The 17,229-nt window shown below is 65.8% G+C and carries 15 protein-coding genes and 1 pseudogene; 2 read left to right on the top strand and 14 right to left on the bottom strand.

Going from position 1 to position 17,229, the window contains the following annotated elements; translation table 11 throughout:
• The 9 genes and pseudogenes from ACK59X_RS12555 to ACK59X_RS12515 form a co-directional block, all read right to left on the bottom strand.
• Positions 1–291, bottom strand: a pseudogene (locus ACK59X_RS12555) (hypothetical protein); the annotation flags it as partial.
• Between the two features lie 175 nt (positions 292–466).
• Positions 467–1,642 (bottom strand): acetyl-CoA C-acyltransferase, encoded by a 1,176-nt coding sequence (locus tag ACK59X_RS12550; protein WP_409957653.1) that lies wholly within the window; start codon positions 1,640–1,642, stop codon positions 467–469.
• Positions 1,643–1,733: 91 nt separating this feature from the next.
• Complete coding sequence (locus ACK59X_RS12545; protein WP_409957652.1) at positions 1,734–3,833, bottom strand: 3-hydroxyacyl-CoA dehydrogenase NAD-binding domain-containing protein; 2,100 nt, start codon at positions 3,831–3,833, stop codon at positions 1,734–1,736.
• Positions 3,834–4,023: 190 nt separating this feature from the next.
• On the bottom strand, positions 4,024–4,719 hold the full coding sequence (locus ACK59X_RS12540) for an ABC transporter ATP-binding protein (protein WP_409957651.1): 696 nt from the start codon (positions 4,717–4,719) through the stop codon (positions 4,024–4,026).
• A gap of 6 nt (positions 4,720–4,725) precedes the next feature.
• A complete protein-coding gene (locus ACK59X_RS12535; RefSeq protein WP_409957650.1) occupies positions 4,726–5,523 on the bottom strand; it encodes an ABC transporter ATP-binding protein in 798 nt (265 codons plus the stop codon).
• A gap of 8 nt (positions 5,524–5,531) precedes the next feature.
• Entirely contained in the window at positions 5,532–6,887 is a 1,356-nt protein-coding gene (locus ACK59X_RS12530) for a branched-chain amino acid ABC transporter permease (RefSeq protein WP_409957649.1), read from the bottom strand.
• Between the two features lie 4 nt (positions 6,888–6,891).
• Positions 6,892–7,845, bottom strand: coding sequence for a branched-chain amino acid ABC transporter permease (locus ACK59X_RS12525; RefSeq protein ID WP_409957648.1), 954 nt, complete (start codon positions 7,843–7,845; stop codon positions 6,892–6,894).
• A 185-nt stretch (positions 7,846–8,030) separates the two neighbouring features.
• Positions 8,031–9,263, bottom strand: a complete 1,233-nt coding sequence (locus ACK59X_RS12520) for a branched-chain amino acid ABC transporter substrate-binding protein (protein ID WP_409957647.1) — start codon at positions 9,261–9,263, stop codon at positions 8,031–8,033.
• A gap of 131 nt (positions 9,264–9,394) precedes the next feature.
• On the bottom strand, positions 9,395–11,038 hold the full coding sequence (locus tag ACK59X_RS12515; RefSeq protein WP_409957646.1) for a 3-(methylthio)propionyl-CoA ligase: 1,644 nt from the start codon (positions 11,036–11,038) through the stop codon (positions 9,395–9,397).
• Positions 11,039–11,254: 216 nt separating this feature from the next.
• On the opposite strand from ACK59X_RS12515, the gene ACK59X_RS12510 reads away from it, so the two are divergent.
• Positions 11,255–11,941 carry a Crp/Fnr family transcriptional regulator gene (locus ACK59X_RS12510; protein WP_409957645.1) on the top strand — a complete coding sequence of 229 codons (687 nt, stop codon included), beginning with the start codon at positions 11,255–11,257 and terminating at the stop codon, positions 11,939–11,941.
• A 34-nt stretch (positions 11,942–11,975) separates the two neighbouring features.
• Here ACK59X_RS12510 and ACK59X_RS12505 read toward each other — a convergent pair whose 3' ends face one another.
• On the bottom strand, positions 11,976–13,682 hold the full coding sequence (locus ACK59X_RS12505; RefSeq protein WP_409957644.1) for a carboxylesterase/lipase family protein: 1,707 nt from the start codon (positions 13,680–13,682) through the stop codon (positions 11,976–11,978).
• Positions 13,683–13,872: 190 nt separating this feature from the next.
• On the opposite strand from ACK59X_RS12505, the gene ACK59X_RS12500 reads away from it, so the two are divergent.
• A complete protein-coding gene (locus ACK59X_RS12500) occupies positions 13,873–14,916 on the top strand; it encodes an AraC family transcriptional regulator (protein ID WP_409957643.1) in 1,044 nt (347 codons plus the stop codon).
• A gap of 298 nt (positions 14,917–15,214) precedes the next feature.
• Here ACK59X_RS12500 and ACK59X_RS12495 read toward each other — a convergent pair whose 3' ends face one another.
• The 4 genes from ACK59X_RS12495 to ACK59X_RS12480 form a co-directional block, all read right to left on the bottom strand.
• Positions 15,215–15,511 (bottom strand): hypothetical protein, encoded by a 297-nt coding sequence (locus tag ACK59X_RS12495; RefSeq protein ID WP_409957642.1) that lies wholly within the window; start codon positions 15,509–15,511, stop codon positions 15,215–15,217.
• 11 nt (positions 15,512–15,522) lie between these two features.
• Positions 15,523–15,828, bottom strand: a complete 306-nt coding sequence (locus tag ACK59X_RS12490; RefSeq protein WP_409957641.1) for a hypothetical protein — start codon at positions 15,826–15,828, stop codon at positions 15,523–15,525.
• A 273-nt stretch (positions 15,829–16,101) separates the two neighbouring features.
• Positions 16,102–16,827 carry a GGDEF domain-containing protein gene (locus ACK59X_RS12485; RefSeq protein WP_409957640.1) on the bottom strand — a complete coding sequence of 242 codons (726 nt, stop codon included), beginning with the start codon at positions 16,825–16,827 and terminating at the stop codon, positions 16,102–16,104.
• Between the two features lie 9 nt (positions 16,828–16,836).
• Positions 16,837–17,226, bottom strand: a complete 390-nt coding sequence (locus ACK59X_RS12480; RefSeq protein ID WP_409957639.1) for a DUF1987 domain-containing protein — start codon at positions 17,224–17,226, stop codon at positions 16,837–16,839.
• Positions 17,227–17,229 lie beyond the last annotated feature (3 nt).

The raw sequence follows: 17,229 nt of genomic DNA, 5'->3' as shown, positions 1-17,229 counted from the left end.
GGCCTTGATGCCGCTGGAGCCCAGCTGTTTCCAGACCTTGCCGGTATCCAGGTCCTTGATCGAGTACGACTCGGGACGGGCCGTGGCATGCGCGCAGGCCTCGACGGTGTCCTTGCTGGTGTTGCGCAGCACGATGGTCGCCGTGGTGCGCTCGGGCGTGATGGCGATTTCCTGCAGGATGGTGTCGGGGTCATCGGCCAGCGGCTGGTTGAGCCGGTAGCTCTGCGCGTGGGCAACACCCGCAGTGGAAGCGACCAGAACGGCCAGGGCTGCGCAAACCTTCGTGAACATGGATGGATCTCTCGTGGTGGAATGGTGATTTTTCTGGGCCCGAAGCGGTACGCAGCCATGGCCGCGCACCGCCCGCAGGCTGGCCGCTCCCGCAGCCGCATGCATTGTCACCAAACCCGGTGTGAGCAAACGTAAACGCCGTAACGCCTGCGTGCGCCCACTCACCGGATATCCATCAGAGCACTTCGAAGATGCCTGCAGCGCCCATGCCGCCGCCGATGCACATGGTCACCGCCACGCGCTTGGCACCGCGGCGCTTGCCTTCGATCAGGGCGTGGCCAGTCAGGCGCTGGCCCGACACGCCATAGGGGTGGCCCACGGCGATGGCGCCGCCGTTGACGTTCAGGCGGTCGGCGGGGATGCCGAGCTTGTCGCGGCAGTAGATCACCTGCACGGCAAAGGCTTCGTTCAGTTCCCACAGGTCGATGTCGTTGACCGTGAGGCCCAGCTTCTTGAGCACCTTGGGCACGGCGAAGACGGGGCCGATGCCCATTTCGTCGGGCTCGCAGCCGGCCACGGCAAAACCGAGGAAACGGCCCAGGGGCTTCAAGCCCTTCTTGCTGGCGTACTCTTCGCTCACCACCACGCAGGCGCCGGCGCCGTCGGAGAACTGGCTGGCATTGCCGGCCGAGATCAGGCCGCCGGGCAGTGCCGAGCGCAGGCCGCTGATGGACTCGACGGTGGTGCCTTCGCGCGTGCCTTCGTCCTTGGACAGGGTCACCTGCTTGGTGATCAGGCCCAGGGTCTTGTCGGCCACGCCGGCCGTCACGGTGATGGGAGCGATCTCGGCGTCGAACAGCCCGGCGGCCTGGGCGGCGCAGGCCTTTTGCTGGCTGGCGGCGCCGTACTCGTCCATGGCTTCACGGCCGATGTTGTAGCGCTTGGCCACCTGCTCGGCGGTCTGCAGCATGCTCCAGTAGATCTCGGGCTTGACCTTGTCCAGGGCCAGGTCGCGCAGCATGTGGATGTTCATTTCCTGCTGCACGCAGGAGATGCTTTCCACGCCGCCGGCCACGTACACGTCGGCTTCGCCGGCGATGATGCGCTGGGCTGCCATGGCGATGGTCTGCAGGCCCGAGGAGCAGAAACGGTTGACCGTGACGCCCGATGCCGTGACCGGCAGGCCGGCGGCCAGCGCGATCTGGCGCGCGATGTTGGCGCCGGTGGCGCCTTCGGGGTTGGCACAGCCCATGATGACGTCTTCGACGTCGGCACCGTCGATGCCGGCGCGCTCGATGGCGTGCTTGACGGCATGGCCGCCCAGCGTGGCGCCATGGGTCATGTTGAGGGCACCCTTCCAGCTCTTGGCGAGCGGGGTACGGGCGGTGGAAACGATCACTGCGGAGGTCATGGAAAAATCCTTTCAGGGGTGGAACGCACCGGTGGCGGCCTTGGGCACGCGCATCCGGAGCGGCTTCACTGCATCAATCTGTTCTGTTCGCTCAGGCGAATGCCTTGCCTTCGGCCGCCAGCTTGGCCAGCAGCGGAGCGGGCTTCCAGAACGCCGCGTCGTCGTTGGGGTTCTTGGCAAAGCGGTCCATGGCCTGCACCACGTTGAACAGGCCCACTTCGCTGGCGTAGTGCATGGGGCCGCCACGGTAGATGGGGAAACCATAGCCCGTGAGGTAGACCATATCGATGTCGCCGGACTTGCTGGCGGTGCCGTCTTCCAGGATGTGCGCGCCTTCGTTGACCAGGGCGAACACCAGGCGCTGCACGATTTCCTCGTCAGAGATCTTGCGCGGCGTGATGCCCAGCTCCTTGCGGTGGTCTTCGATCATCTTGTTGACCAGCTCGCTCGGGATCGCATCGCGCTTGCCGGCCTGGTAGTCGTACCAGCCTGCGCCGGTCTTCTGACCGAAGCGGCCCAGCTCGCAGAGCTTGTCGGCCGTGCGGCTGTACTTCATGTCGGCGCGCTCGACGGCGCGGCGCTTGCGGATCGCCCAGCCGATGTCGTTGCCGGCCAGGTCGCCCATGCGGAACGGGCCCATGACAAAGCCGAACTTCTCGACGGCCTTGTCCACCTGCTGGGGCGTTGCGCCTTCGTCCAGCAGGAAGCCGGCCTGGCGGCTGTACTGCTCGATCATGCGGTTGCCGATGAAGCCGTCGCACACGCCCGAGACCACGGCGGTCTTCTTGATCTTCTTGGCCACGGCCATCACGGTGGCCAGCACGTCCTTGCCGGTCTTGGCGCCGCGCACCACTTCCAGCAGCTTCATCACGTTGGCGGGGCTGAAGAAGTGCATGCCCACCACGTCTTCAGGGCGCTTGGTGAAGGCGGCGATCTTGTCCACGTCCAGCGTGGAGGTGTTGGAGGCGAGGATGGCGCCGGGCTTCATCACGGCATCGAGCTGCTTGAACACGGTTTCCTTGACGCCCAGCTCCTCGAACACGGCCTCGATCACGAGGTCGGCGTCCTTGAGGTCGGCGTAGTCGAGCGTGGTCGTCAACAGGGCCATGCGCTGCGCGTACTTGTCTTCCTTGAGCTTGCCCTTCTTGACCTGGGCTTCGTAGTTCTTCTTGATCGTTGCGATGCCGCGGTCCAGGGCTTCCTGCTTGGTCTCCAGGATCTTGACGGGGATGCCAGCGTTCCGGAAGTTCATGGAGATGCCGCCACCCATGGTGCCGGCGCCGATCACGGCCACCGACTTGATTTCGCGCTTGGGCGTGTCGGACGGCACGTCGGGGATCTTGGACGCGGCGCGCTCGGCCATGAACAGGTGGCGCAGGGCGCGCGACTCGGGCGTCCACATCAGGTTGATGAAGATCTCGCGCTCGAACAGCATGCCGTCGGCGAACTTGCGCTTGGTGGCGGCTTCGACCGCGTCCACGCACTTGGCGGGCGCGGGGTAGTTCTTGGCCATGCCCTTGACCATGTTGCGCGCGAACTGGAAGTACGCGTCGCCCTCGGGGTGCTTGCAGGGCAGGTTGCGCACCAGCGGCAGGGGGCGCACGTCGGCCACGCTCTGGGCAAAGGCCAGAGCGTCGGCGGCCAGGGCCTCGGCCGAGGCAGCCATCTTGTCGAACAGCTTCTGGCCGGGCACGGCGCCGATCATTTCGCTCTTGACGGGCTCGCCGCTCACGATGAGGTTCAGGGCGGCTTCGACACCGATCACGCGCGGCAGGCGCTGCGTGCCGCCGGCGCCGGGGATCAGGCCCAGTTTCACTTCAGGCAACGCGATGGAGCAGCCAGGTGCCGCAATGCGGTAGTGGCAGCCCAGGGCCAGCTCCAGACCGCCGCCCATGGCGACGGTGTGCATGGCGGCGACGACCGGCTTGGCCGAATTCTCGATGGCGGCGATCACCGACAGCAGATTCGGCTCCTGCAGCGAATTGTCGGTGCCGAACTCCTTGATGTCGGCACCGCCGGAAAACGCACCACCGGCACCGGTGATGACGATGGAGCTGACCGCTGCATCGGCATTGGCACGGCCGAGGCCGTCCACGATGCCCTGGCGGGTGGCCAGGCCCAGTCCGTTGACGGGAGGATTGGCCAGGGTGATCACGGCGACGGAGCCGTGGACTTTGTATTCAGCGGTCATGCTGTTGTTCCTTGGAGAGTGAAAAAGAACGATCGTGCGTTTTTATTGTAGAGACTTCGCGCGGCGCTGGCGTGTCAATTTGTCCCGGTGGGGACATGGGGGTTGACCACCAAACCGCCCTGCCCGGCAAAAAAAGAGGCGCCATGAGCATCTGTCAGGCGCCTCTTGGCCGTGCATCTGGTCCAAGCCGTCAGACTTCGAGCCATTCTTTCCGGATGTAGTTGTCGGCGCGCAGGCTGTCGGGCGTGCCCTGGAACACGATGGAGCCGTGGCCCATCACCAGCGCGCGGTCCGAGATCTTCATCGCGATGGTCAGCTTCTGCTCGATCAGCAGCACCGAGATGCCGCGCGCCTTGATGGTCTGCAGGTACTGGCCCACGAGTTCGACGATCTTGGGCGCCAGGCCCTCGGTGGGCTCGTCGATGATGATCAGGTCCGGGTCGCCCATGAGCGTGCGGCACAGCGTGAGCATCTGCTGCTCGCCGCCCGACATCACGCCGGCCTCGGTGTGCTGGCGCTCCTTGAGGCGCGGGAACATCTCGTACATGTCGTCGAAGGACCAGCGGCTGCCCTTGCCGCGCCCCTTCTGGCCCAGCAGCAGGTTCTGGTGCACGGTGAGGTTGGGGAACACGTCGCGGCTCTCGGGCACATAGCCCAGGCCCAGGTGGGCGATCTCGTAGGCCTTCCTGCCGTTGAGGTCCTGGCCCTTGAACTGCAGCGTGCCCTCCCAGTCCACCAGGCCCATGATGGCCTTGGCGGTGGTGGACCGGCCCGAGCCGTTGCGCCCCAGCAGCGCCACGATCTCGCCTGGCTGCACGTCGAAGCTCACGCCATGCAGCACATGGCTCTTGCCGTAGTAGGCGTGGAGGTTGTCAATTTTCAGCATAGTCAATCAGTGTCCTGCGCCCTGCTCATCGGCCACCACGGAACCCAAGTAGGCCTCCTGCACGCGCGCATTGGCGCGCACCTTGTCGGGGGTGTCGAAGGCGATCACCTCGCCATAGACCACCACGGCGATCTTGTCGGCCCGGCCGAACACCACGCCCATGTCGTGCTCCACAGTGAGCAGGGTGCGGCCTTCGGTCACCTCCTTGATGAGGTGGATGAAGCGCGTGGTCTCGCTCTTGCTCATGCCGGCCGTGGGCTCGTCCAGCAGGATCACGTTGGCGCCGCCGGCAATGGTGATGCCGATCTCCAGCGCGCGCTGCTCCGCATAGGTCAGGTTCATGGCCAGCGTGTCGCGCTTCTTGTCGAGCTTGATCATCTCCATCAACTCCTTGGCCCGCTGGTTGGCATCGTGCAGGTTCGACAGGAAGCGCAGGAAGGTGTAGCGGTAGCCCATGCTCCAGAGCACGCCGCAGCGCAGGTTCTCGAACACGCTCAGCTTGGGGAAGATGTTCGTGATCTGGAAGCTGCGCGACAGCCCCATGCGGTTGATCTCGTACGGGGCCAGGCCGTTGATGCGCTGGCCGTTGAGGATGACGTCGCCGCTGGTGGGCGCAAAGCGCCCGCTGATCAGGTTGAACAGGGTTGACTTGCCGGCGCCGTTGGGGCCGATGATGGCCACGCGTTCGCCGGGCGCCACCGCCAGGTTGGCGCCGCGGATGATCTCGGTCTTGCCGAAGCTCTTGCGCAGGTCACGCAGTTCCAGGGCGAAGGACGAGGAGGAAGAGGGATTTGCTGCTGCCATGGTCTTGCTCACGCCGACTCCCCCCGCTTGATTTCATGTTCGATTTCTTCCTGGATGCTGCCCCACTGGCGCAGGAACTGCCGGCGGCACAGCTCGAACAGTGCCAGGCCCGTGGCGAACACGAAGCCCGCACCGAACCAGGCCGTGAGGCCCTTGGCGTTGATCATGGCGCCCATGAACTTGAGCTCCGGGCCCAGGGTCGCGTTGAGCTGCAGGTGGTAGGTCATCTCGACCATGCAGGCGGCGCCCAGCACGGCCACGAGGCCCGTGCCCGCCAGGCCCAGGTAGGACACCCAGAGCCGGCGCAGCTTGCCGTACTTGGCCACGCGCAGGTTCATCATGATCAGGCTGGCGATACCGCCGGGCGCATACATCACCATGAACAGGAACACCAGGCCCAGGTACAGTAGCCAGGCCTTGGAGATCTCGGACAGCAGCACCGAGGCCAGCACCAGCAGCACGGCGCCGATGATGGGCCCGAAGAAGAAGGTGGCCCCGCCCAGGAAGGTGAACAGCAGATAGCTGCCCGAGCGCAGCACATTCACGCTGTCGGCACCAGTCACGATCTCGAAGTTGATGGTGGCCAGCCCGCCGCCGATGCCGGCAAAGAAGCCCGCGATGATGAAGGCGAAGTAGCGCACGCGCTGCGTGTTGTAGCCGATGAACTCCACACGCTCGGGGTTGTCGCGCACCGCGTTCAGGATGCGCCCGAGCGGCGTTCCGGTGAAGGCGAACATGGCCGCCGTGCAGACGAAGCAGTAGACCGCGATCAGGTAGTACACCTGCATGCCCGAGCCGAAGTTCAGCCCGAAGAAGGGCTTGCCGTAGACGCGGTCGGTGGTGATGCCACCCTCGCCGCCGAAGAACTCGGGGAACATCAGCGCCATCGACGCCACGAGCTCGCCGATACCGAGCGTGATCATCGCGAAGGTGGTGCCCGACTTCTTGGTCGTCACGAAGCCCAGCAGGATCGCGAAGAACATGCCCGCCAGGCCGCCCACCAGGGGGATGAGCACCAGCGGAATGGGCAGGCTGCCCTTGCCGGCCAGGTTCATCGCATGGATGGCGATGAACGAACCCAGGCCGGTGTACACCGCGTGCCCGAAGCTGAGCATGCCGCCCTGCCCCAAGAGGATGTTGTAGGACAGGCAGATGATGATCAGGTAGCCGATCTGCGAGAGCATGGTCAGCGCCAGGCTGCTGGTGAACACGTGAGGCGCCACGATCAGCATCGCGGCGAACAGCGACCAGATGACGAAGCGGCCCACGTTCCAGGGCTTGAAGCGGTAGTGCCCCGCGCCCTGCGAGGCGGGCGGGTTGGCGTGCGGTGCGGCGCCGGAGAGGGTGGTGGTGGATGAGGTCATGGCATCAGTCCTCCCGCGTGCCCAGCAGGCCCTTGGGACGGAAGATCAGGATGAGCACCAGGAACAGGTACGGAAGGATGGGCGCCACCTGCGAGATGGTGAGCTTGAGCAGCGGGTAGCCGAAGGTCTGGTCGGTCACGGCCACGCCCAGGGGGCGCAGCACATGGATCATCGAGTAGTCGAGCGCCACCGCGAAGGTCTGCACCAGGCCGATGAGCAGCGAGGCCAGGAAGGCGCCCGCCAGCGAGCCCATGCCGCCGACCACCACCACCACGAAGATGATGGAGCCGACCGACGCCGCCATCGCCGGCTCGGTCACGTAGGTGTTGCCGCCGATCACGCCGGCCAGCCCGGCCAGGGCCGCACCGCCGCCGAAGACCAGCATGAACACGCGTGGCACGTTGTGGCCCAGGGCCTCGACCATCTCGGGGTACTTGAGCGCCGCCTGGATCACCAGGCCGATGCGGGTGCGCGTGAGCAGCAGCCAGACCGACAGCAGCATCAGGATGGCGATCAGCATCACGAACGAACGCGACTTGGGGAACTGCGTGCCGTACAGGCTGAACAGGGGGCCTTGCAGCTGCTCGGGCAGGCCGTAGGGCACCGTGGCTCGCCCCCAGACCAGCTGCACGACTTCAAGAATCAGGTAGGACAGCCCGAAGGTCACCAGCAGCTCGGGCACGTGGCCGAACTTGTGCACGCGGCGCAGGCAGTAGCGCTCGAACGCGGCGCCCAGAGCGAACACGATCAGCGGAGCGATCACCAGCGCCGGCCAGAAGCCGATCACACCGGAAATGCTGTACGCGAAATACGCGCCCAGCATGTAGAAGCTGGTGTGCGCAAAATTGAGCACACCCATCATGCTGAAAATCAGCGTGAGTCCCGAGCTCAGCATGAACAGCAGCAGCCCGTAGCTCACGCCGTTGAGCAGGGAGATCACGAAAAACTCAAGATTCATCGCAATGTTTTCAGAACAGGGGTAAAAAAAAGGCCCGAGCCAGGTCGGGCCTCCGGAAGCAACCAAGAGCGGATCACAAAACTCAGCGAAGCGGTTCTGGCCAGGCGCTGCGTCGCAGGCAGTACGAGTAGTACGACAAGACGCAGCAACAACGCCAGAAGAGTGTTGTTAGCCGCTCGAAGGCCTTATGGGCGCTTCATCTGGCACGAAGTGGGCGTGCTGGCGACGAAGGGCTCGTAGTACTTCACAGGCACGAAGGTGTAGCCGGTGTTCTCCGAATCCAGCGGGAACTTGCCGCCGGCCTTCTCCCACTTGGAGATGAACAGGCCCTGCTGCAGCTGGTGGTCAGCCTTGCGCATCTCGACCTCGCCGTTGAAGCTCTTGAACTTCATGCCTTCCAGGGCTGCCGCCACCTTCACGGGGTCGGTGGACTTGGTCTTCACGAAGGCATCGGTGAGCATCGAGAAAGCGTGGTAGACCGAGCCGGTGTACATGTCGTCGTTGAACTTCTTCTTGTAGTCCACCACGATCTTGTTGAGCTCGCCCGGCAGGTTGATGTGGGCATAGGCCACCATGTACACGCGGCCCGCGGCAGCGGCGCCCATGGCCGTGGGGCTGCCCGTGACCGAGCCGTAGTAGGTGTAGACGTTGACGTTGTTCAGGCCGGCGTCGTTGGCGGCCTTGATCAGGAGCGCCAGGTCGGAACCCCAGTTGCCGGTGATCACGCTGTCGGCGCCCGACTGCTTGATCTTGGCGATGTAGGGCGAGAAGTCGCGCACCTGGGCCAGGGGGTGAAGGTCGTCGCCGACGACCTGCACGTCAGGGCGCTTGCGGGCCATGATTTCCTTGGCGAACTTGGAGACCTGGTGGCCGTGCGAGTAGTTCTGGTTGATCAGGTAGACCTTCTTGACCTCGGGCAGGTCCTTCATGAAGGTGGTCAGCGCTTCCATCTTCATGGAGGTGTCCGCATCCAGGCGGAAGTGCCAGTAGCTGCACTTGCTGTTGGTCAGGTCCGGGTCCACGGCGGCGTAGTTCAGGAACAGCACTTCCTTGCCGGGGTTGCGGGCGTTGTGCTTTTCCAGCGCATCCATGATCGCCAGGGCCGGGCCGGAGCCGTTGCCCTGCACCACAGAGCGCGCGCCCTGGTCCATGGCCGAGCGCAGGGCGCTGGTGGTTTCCTGTGGGCTCAGTTTGTTGTCGATGCCGATGATCTCGAACTTCACGCCGGCAGCGTTCTTCTTGTTGAACTCCTCGGAGACGAACTGGAAGCTCTTGAGCTGGTTGGTTCCCACGGCCGCCATCAGGCCGGACAGGGGGTCGAGCCAGGCGATCTTGACGGTCTCACCTTTTTGGGCGAACGCCGCGCCAGCGCTTGCCAGCAGGACGGTGGCTGCTACAGCCTTCATAGCGAATTTCATGGTTTTGTCTCCTTGTAAATCGGTAAAACGCAGCGTACCGCGTTGCAACAATACGACCCTCAGGGATTGCCCCTACCGGCGTCGCACACGTGACTGGGGCAGCGCTCCCCCGAGCGCCGCCCCCATCTGGATCACAGGCCCGGAAGCTTGTAATCCTTGAGCTGCTCGCGCAGCTTTGTCTTGAGCATCTTGCCGGTGGCACCCAGCGGAATCGCCTCCACGAACACCACGTCGTCGGGGATCTGCCACTTGGCCGTCTTGCCTTCGAAGAAGGCCAGCAGCTCCTCGCGCGTCACCTCGGCACCCGGGCGCTTGACCACGGCCACGATGGGGCGTTCGTCCCACTTGGGATGCGGCATGCCCACGCATGCCGCCATGGCGATGGCCGGGTGGGCCATGGCGATGTTCTCGATGTCGATGGAGCTGATCCACTCGCCGCCGGACTTGATCACGTCCTTGCTGCGGTCGGTGATCTGCATGAAGCCATCGGCGTCGATGGTCGCCACGTCCCCCGTGGGGAACCAGCCGCGGCCCTGCTGGTCCTTGACCAGGGGGTGGCCGCCCTCGCCCTTGAAGTAGCTGTCCACGATCCACGGGCCCTTGACCAGCAGGTCGCCGTAGGTCTTGCCATCCCAGGGCAGCTCTTCGCCATCGGCGCCGACGATCTTCATGTCCACGCCGTAGATCGCGCGGCCCTGCTTGAGCAGCACCTTCATCTGCTCTTCCTTGGGCAGTTCCAGGTGCTTGTTCTTCAAGGTGCACAGCGTGCCCAGCGGGCTCATCTCGGTCATGCCCCAGGCATGCAGCACCTCCACGCCGTAGTCTTCCTTGAAGGCGTGGATCATGGCCGGCGGGCAGGCCGAGCCGCCGATCACGGTGCGCCTGAGGGTCGAGAACTTCAGCCCCGCAGGCTTCATGTGGCCCAGCATCATCTGCCAGACGGTGGGCACACCGGCGGCGTAGGTGACCTTCTCGGCCTCGATCAGTTCGTAGATCGACTTGCCATCCATGGCCGGGCCGGGGAACACCAGCTTGCAACCGGTGAGCGCGGCCGAGTACGGGATGCCCCAGGCGTTGACGTGGAACATGGGCACCACGGGCAGCACCGAGTCACGGGCCGACAGGCACATCACATCGGGCAGCGCCGCCGCGTAGGCATGCAGCGTGGTCGAGCGGTGGCTGTACAGCGCGGCCTTGGGGTTGCCGGTGGTGCCGCTGGTGTAGCACATGCTCGATGCCGAGTTCTCGTCGAACTCGGGCCAGGCGTAGTCGGCCGACTGCGCGCCGATCCAGGCCTCGTAGCTCGTGAGGCCAGGGATGCCGGAATCCGCAGGCAGCTTGTCCGCATCGCACAGCGCCACCCATTTTTTCACCGTGGGGCACTTGGCGTGCACGGCCTGCACCAGGGGCAGAAAGGTCAGGTCGAAGCACAGCACCTGGTCTTCGGCGTGGTTGGCGATCCAGGCGATCTGCTCGGGGTGCACGCGCGGGTTGATGGTGTGCAGCACGCGGCCCGAGCCGGAGACGCCGAAGTACATCTCCATGTGGCGGTAGCCATTCCAGGCCAGCGTGGCTACGCGGTCGCTGAACTCCAGGCCCAGGCCATCCAGGGCGTTGGCCAGGCGGCGTGCACGCTGCGCCAGGTCCTTGTAGGTGTAGCGGTGGATGTCGCCCTCCACCCGGCGCGACACGATCTCGGCGTCGCCATGGTGGCGTTCGGCGAACTCGATCAGCGACGAGATCAACAGGGGTTGGCTCTGCATCAGGCCCAGCATGTGTGCTCCTTGGATTTTGTGGTGAAAGTGGCAATCATCGTAACGCGCGCAGGCCTGCTGCGGGGTCTCCGAAGCGCCCCTTTCGGCTGCGTGCCACGCGGCTTTGCTGGCTGCGCAGTGTGCAGCGCGGGGCCTGCCGCGCCAACACCTGTCGCCCACCCGACAAAGGCCAAGGGATTACCCTGAACGGCGCGGGCTGCAGCGACAATCCGCGGCATGCTCTGCACCGCCCCGCACGCCCAGCGCTTCATCACCGCCCAGCCCTGGTTTGCCGGGCTGCCGGCCGCCACGCAGGAGCGCGTGCGCGCCCACGTGTTCGAGGAAAGCGGCGACAAGGGCGAGGTCATGAAGCCCGCCGGCAGCGCCGTGCAGGGCTGGCATGCCGTGCTCTCGGGCCTGGTGATGCTGCAAAGCCCGGCCAGCCGCGGCCGCTCGTCGGCCTTCATCGGCGTGCCCGATGGCGAGTGGTTCGGCGAAGGCTCGGCCATGAAGCCCGAGCCGCGCAAATACCATGTGGTCGCGCTGCGCCCTACCCGGCTCATGTGCCTGCCGCTGCCGGTCTTCGAGGAACTGCGTGGCACCAGCCTGGCCTTCAACCAGTTCCTGGTGCTGCACCTGAACATGCGGCTCGGCCAGGCCATGACCATCATCGAGGCCGGGCGCACACAGTCCACCGAGCACCGCGTGGCGCTGTACCTGAGCCGCCTGTTCTGGCCCAGTACGCGCCGGCTCAACCTGACGCAGGACGAACTGGGCCAGCTCGTAGGCCTGTCACGCCAGACGGTCAACCGCGTGCTGCGCACGCTCGAAGGCATGGGCATCGTGTCGCTCGATTTCGGCAAGGTGGCCATCGTGGACGACGATGCGCTGGGCGCATACCTCACGGCCACGGTCGCTACTTGAACAGACATGGGAAGCAGCATCCGACTTCAGGCCCTTACTGCTGGCTCAGGCGCGTGGCCTTCAGGTCCGCATCGAAGATGAACTTGCGCGGCCAGGGCTGCCATTCCTGGCCCAGGCCCGCATGGTTGGGGTTGCCGGTGTGCACGAAGGCACGCACGCTGTCCATCATCACGGCCGACAGCGCCAGGCGACCGGGCTGGTTGGCCGTGCTGTTGGCCGCCTTGGCCAGCAGCGAGGGGCCGAAGTTGCCGAACACGAAAGGCAGGTCGAAGCCGTGGGCCGCGCCGTACACATCGTTCCAGGGCGCGGGCTGCTGGGCCCAGTTGAACTGGTAGCTCCAGACATTGGACTGCTGGGTGCGCAGCGTATTGAGCAGGTTGTCGCGGCTCGGGTCGATGAACACGCCGCCCAGGAGCTTCATGCGGGCGTTGTAGCCCGTGCCGGGCGCCGTGACCGGCAGGTAGGACGGATCGATGATGTCCGCCACCGTGAGCGTGGTCGGCGCATCGGGGTTGAAGGCCTGCGTCATCGCAAAGCGCTCGGCATCGCTGATCTTCATGCCCGGCTTGCCGCCCAGCAGTGCCAGGAAGGGGGCGAACAGCTTGGCCTCATCGGCCGTGTAGCCCGACAGCACCGGCACCTTGTGGTAGCGGCCGGCCGCCATCTCGGCAATCGGATCGGCGGGCAGCACCACATTGTCCGGGATGGGGCCGGAGCCCGTGAGGCCGGCGCGCAGCACCGTCTGCAGCACCACGCGGCCGTCCTTGCCGCGCAGGTAGCTGGCGGTCTGGGCCGGCGTCCAGCCGGCAATGATGGCTGCGGCGCCCATGGTGTCGGCCGCCAGGCCATCGGCCTGCACCAGGGCGGCGAGCAATGCGGCCGACTGGCTTGCGTATTTGGACGCAGGGTTCAGCGTAGGAATGGAGCCTGCCGGCAACTGGCTGGGCAGCGAAGTGCCGCCGCTGATGGGCAGGGCCTTGTGGAACAGCCCCGCCGCCCGCGGCGAGGTCAGCAATGCCAGCACATTGCCGGCGCCGGCCGACTGGCCCATCAGCGTGACATTGCCCGCATTGCCGCCAAAGCTGGCGATGTTGCGCTGGATGAAGGACAGCGCCTGCACGTTGTCGAGCAGCGCATAGTTGCCTGTATAGGCCTGCGTACCCGTGTGCAGCTGCGGCATCTGGAAGAAGCCCAGCACATCGAGCCGGTAGTTGGCCGTGACCACCACGGCGTTGGCGGCACGGGCCAGCGCCGCGCCGTCGTAGACCGGGTCGGCCGTGTAGCCCGAGATCGCGCTGCCGCCGTGCAGGAACAGCAATACGGGCAGATTGTCCTGGTTGCTTGCGGGGCGCCAGATGTTCAGGGTCAGGCAGTCCTCGCTGCCCACGGGCGTGCCGAGGGTCTGGCCGATGGTGTCGTCGAAGCGGTTGTTGGCGCCGGGGCTGTACATCCGGCCCATCTGCAGGCAGGCATTGCCAAAGCGCGTGGCATCGCGCTCGCCCGCCCAGCTTGCAGGCGCCACTGGCGGCTGCCAGCGCAGTTCGCCCACGGGTGGCCTGGCAAAGGGGATGCCCTTCCACGAATAGGTGCCCGTGCTGGCGCTGGCGTCCGTGCCGCGCACCATGCCATACGCGGTTTCGCGCACCTCGGGCGGATTGCCCGAATCACCGCCGCAACCGGCCAGCGCCAGTGCGGACACCACAGCTCCCAACCATTGAACACGCCAGCGTGCATCGACCATGTCTTGTCTCCTTGGGGGTTTTTTGAACGGGTGGTGCCTCTGTGTACAGTTACGTTCCACAGGGAACCACCTCGCCGCCGATTGTGGAAAGGGACCGGCCTTTCGCTACTATCGCAACCTTGCCAAAACACTGACTTCAGACACCACCTGGCGTAAACCCTGAGGCCCTTCAGCCCGTGACTTCCACCCGATGACCCCCCGTACCAGTTCCGCCGCCTGGGTGCGCGGCACCACCGACATGATGGCCGCCGAAGGCCTGCCCGTGGCCGAGCTGTGCAGCGAGGCCGGCATCGACCTGGCCGCACTGCAGCAACCCCACGCACGCGTGGACGTGGACCGCATCAGCCAGCTGTGGGACCTGGCCGTGGCGCGCTCCGGCAAGGTGGACCTGGGCCTGTGCCCGCAGCTCACCGCGCGCTACGGCAACGTGGACGTGGTGGGCTATGCGCTCGCCTCGGGCCCGAACCTGCTGGTGGGCTTTCAGCACCTCACGCGCCACATGGCGGTGATCTCCGATTGCACGGCCTTCGCCTTGGAGCGCGACGCGCGTGGCTACTGGTTCTCCATAGAGCACATCGGCGGTACGCGCCCGGTGCCGCGCCAGCGCGTGGAATACGCGCTGCTCACCCTGTTCACGCTGTGCGGCTGGCTCACGCGCCGCGACATCCAGCCCCTGGCGGTGGAGCTGAGCACGCCGCCACCGCCGCCCGGGATGCAGGCACGCTACGAAACCGCCTTCAGGACCATGCCGCGCTTTGGCCAGCCCGCCAGCCGCATCCTGCTGACCGAAGCCGACATGCTGGCCGACATCCCCACCCACAACCCCAGCCTGTGGGCCATGCACGAACGCCTGGTGGAAACGGAGCTCGACCACCTGGGCCATTCGCTGGCGAGCACGCGCGTGCGCGACGAGGTGGCGCGCATCCTGCACAAGGGCGAGCCGCGCCGCGAGGACATCGCCACGCGCCTGAACATGACCGACCGCACCCTGCAGCGCCGGCTGCAGGCCGAGTCGGCCACCTACCAGCAGCTGCTGGACGATACGCGCTGCGAACTGGCGCGCCAGTACCTGGCCGACCCGCGCCGCAACCTGACCGAAGTGGCCGACCTGCTGGGCTTTGCCGACCAGAGCAACATGTTCCGCGCCTGCAAGCGCTGGTTCGGCATGCCGCCCGGGCAGTACCGCGCGCAATTGCAGCAACCCGGCAGCGCGGCGCCCTCTTCCAGCGCCTGAAGCCAGCAGTCCGCCCTCAGAACCTGTTCAAGATCTTTTTGAAGCCGCGCAAGTCCCTTTTCGGGATGGGATGCAAGGCTCGGGGTGCAGCCAATAGCTCGGCTATCGGCAAGCACCGCAACGCCGCAGACCGCCCGAAAAGAGCCTTGCCCTGCGGGTTGGAGTGAAATCGGGCCGATGAATTCGGAATGTTGGCGCCCCGGCTGCTTGCATGGGCATCAGCCCATGCGCGCGTCCGAAGCATCCACTCATCCCGATTGCATTCCAACGCGGCTGCAAAAAGATCTTGAGCAGGTTCTCAGCCCTTGTGCCCCGGCACCATCTGGATGGTGCCCACCCCGGCCTGGCGGCGCGGCGCCAGCCAGTGCACCCACAGCCCGCGCACCCAGGCCAGCGTGAAGACCAGGGCCAGCAGCAGCCCGCCCCAGTGCTGCGCCTGCCAGGCGGTGTAGAACGCCAGGGGCTGCGCCGCCAGGCCGGCCAGGCAGGCACAGCGGCGCGCCGTTTCATGCGTGGATTGGGACAGCCACACCGCAAGGGCACCGAACACGGCGATGGCGATCTGGTCGAGCGACCACAGGGCGGGGCTGTCCACACCGAACCCCATCAGGACAGGCGCACTTCGAAGTACGCGCCATCCACCTCGCCCAGGCCCTGGTAGCCGGCCTCGCGGGCCGCCTGGGCCGCGCGGGTCCACTGCCGGGCCAGGGCCAGGTCCTCGGCGCTGGCATCGCTGCCATCGGACTCTTCGAGCAGCATCACGGCGCGCAGCGCATCGGCCACCACCTCGGGGCCGCCGAGCTTGCGCTCCAGCACCCGGGCGTACCGGTTCTCGGCCGCGCTACGCTCGCGCAAGGGCAGCTCGGGATAATCACGCAGGGCAACGGTGTAGACGGTTTCAACGGCTTCCATGGAAGGCTCCTTGTAGATACTGGAAAAATATACAGTATTTTCAAGAAAAAAACAGGGCCCATTGCAACCCTGTGGCAAGAGCGCACCACGCAGCCGTGGCCCAGGCCATTTCAGCAGCCATGGCTCTGCGCACAAAACCGGCACGGCCCACCGTGCAAGGGCCGCCAAGCCGCGTATGCGGCGCTTCGTTTGCGCGCACCGGGCGTCCCTCCCGCATTTCGCAGCAAATCGGGAGGGGGTGTATGCGCGAAGCGCCTCAGGGGGTGCTTGTCCTCAAGCCTCAGCCAGTGCCGCGCGGGCCACCTGGTTGCGGCCCCGGCGCTTGGCCTGGTAGAGGGCCTCGTCCGCGCTGCCGTAGGCGGCGTCGAAGCTGCTGCCCTGCACCTGCCAGCTGACCCCGAAGCTGGCGGTCACGCGGCTGCGGTCGGGCAGCTGGAAATCATGGGCCGCGATGGCCCGGCGCATGCTTTCAGCCGCATGGGCCGCGGATTCGAGCGACAGGCCGGGCAGCAGCGCGGTGAATTCCTCACCGCCCACACGCCCGATCTGCGCAATGGAGGGCGCCACCCCCTTGAGGCAATCCACCACGCCGCAGATCACGGTGTCGCCGACCGGGTGGCCGAACGAATCGTTGACGCGCTTGAAATGGTCGATGTCAAGGACGATCAGCGCCAGGCTGTCGCTGGCCAGGTAGCGGTTGGAGCGCTCGATGATGGCCGCGCGGTTGAGCACGCCCGTGAGCGGGTCGTGCGTGGCGCGGTATTCCAGCTGGCCGGTGAGGTCCTGCAGGCGCTGGTTGAGCTGGTTCATCTCGAGCTCGGCGCGGTCGCTGCGCCGCACCATGCGGCGCGTCTCGCGCAGCAGGCGCTCATAGGAGGTCAGCAGCTCGCCCAGGGCCTGGCGGTGCGCGCCCGGGGGGCTGGCCGCATCATCGAAGGCAAGGCGCGCTGCCAGCAGGGCGCGGCTTTCGGCGTCGAACAGGTCAGGTGCGTCGGACATCGAAACCCGTCACGCCGATTTCACTGCGTGGTTGACGAACTGAATGGCCGTGAAGTCGTCCTTGAGCTCCTGGCCGAATTCGAAGATCGTATCGTCCTCTTCGTCGTGGAACCAGTTGAGCACCACCTCGTTGCCTGCTTCGGCCGCATCGCTGAGCAGGCCGACCAGGTTGAACAGCATCTTCGTGCTGGAGCTGTTGAAGTACGCCAACGCAATGCTGACGGTGATCTTGCGGCCGTCGCAGGCGCCCAGGTAGGCCTCGAGCTGGCGCAGGATGTCGCCGAAGAACGCGGCAGCGTTCTCGGGGTACGACTCGCCACGCAGGCTGAGCGTGTTCTCGTCGAATTTGAAGTCCACCTCCGGCGAGCTGGGTGTGGGGGGTATGTAGAGATTGTCCATCCG

Origin of the sequence: Acidovorax sp. (assembly GCF_046339755.1) — a bacterium.
Classification (GTDB): Bacteria; Pseudomonadota; Gammaproteobacteria; order Burkholderiales; family Burkholderiaceae_C; genus Acidovorax.
This window is presented reverse-complemented; position numbering and strand designations above follow the sequence as displayed.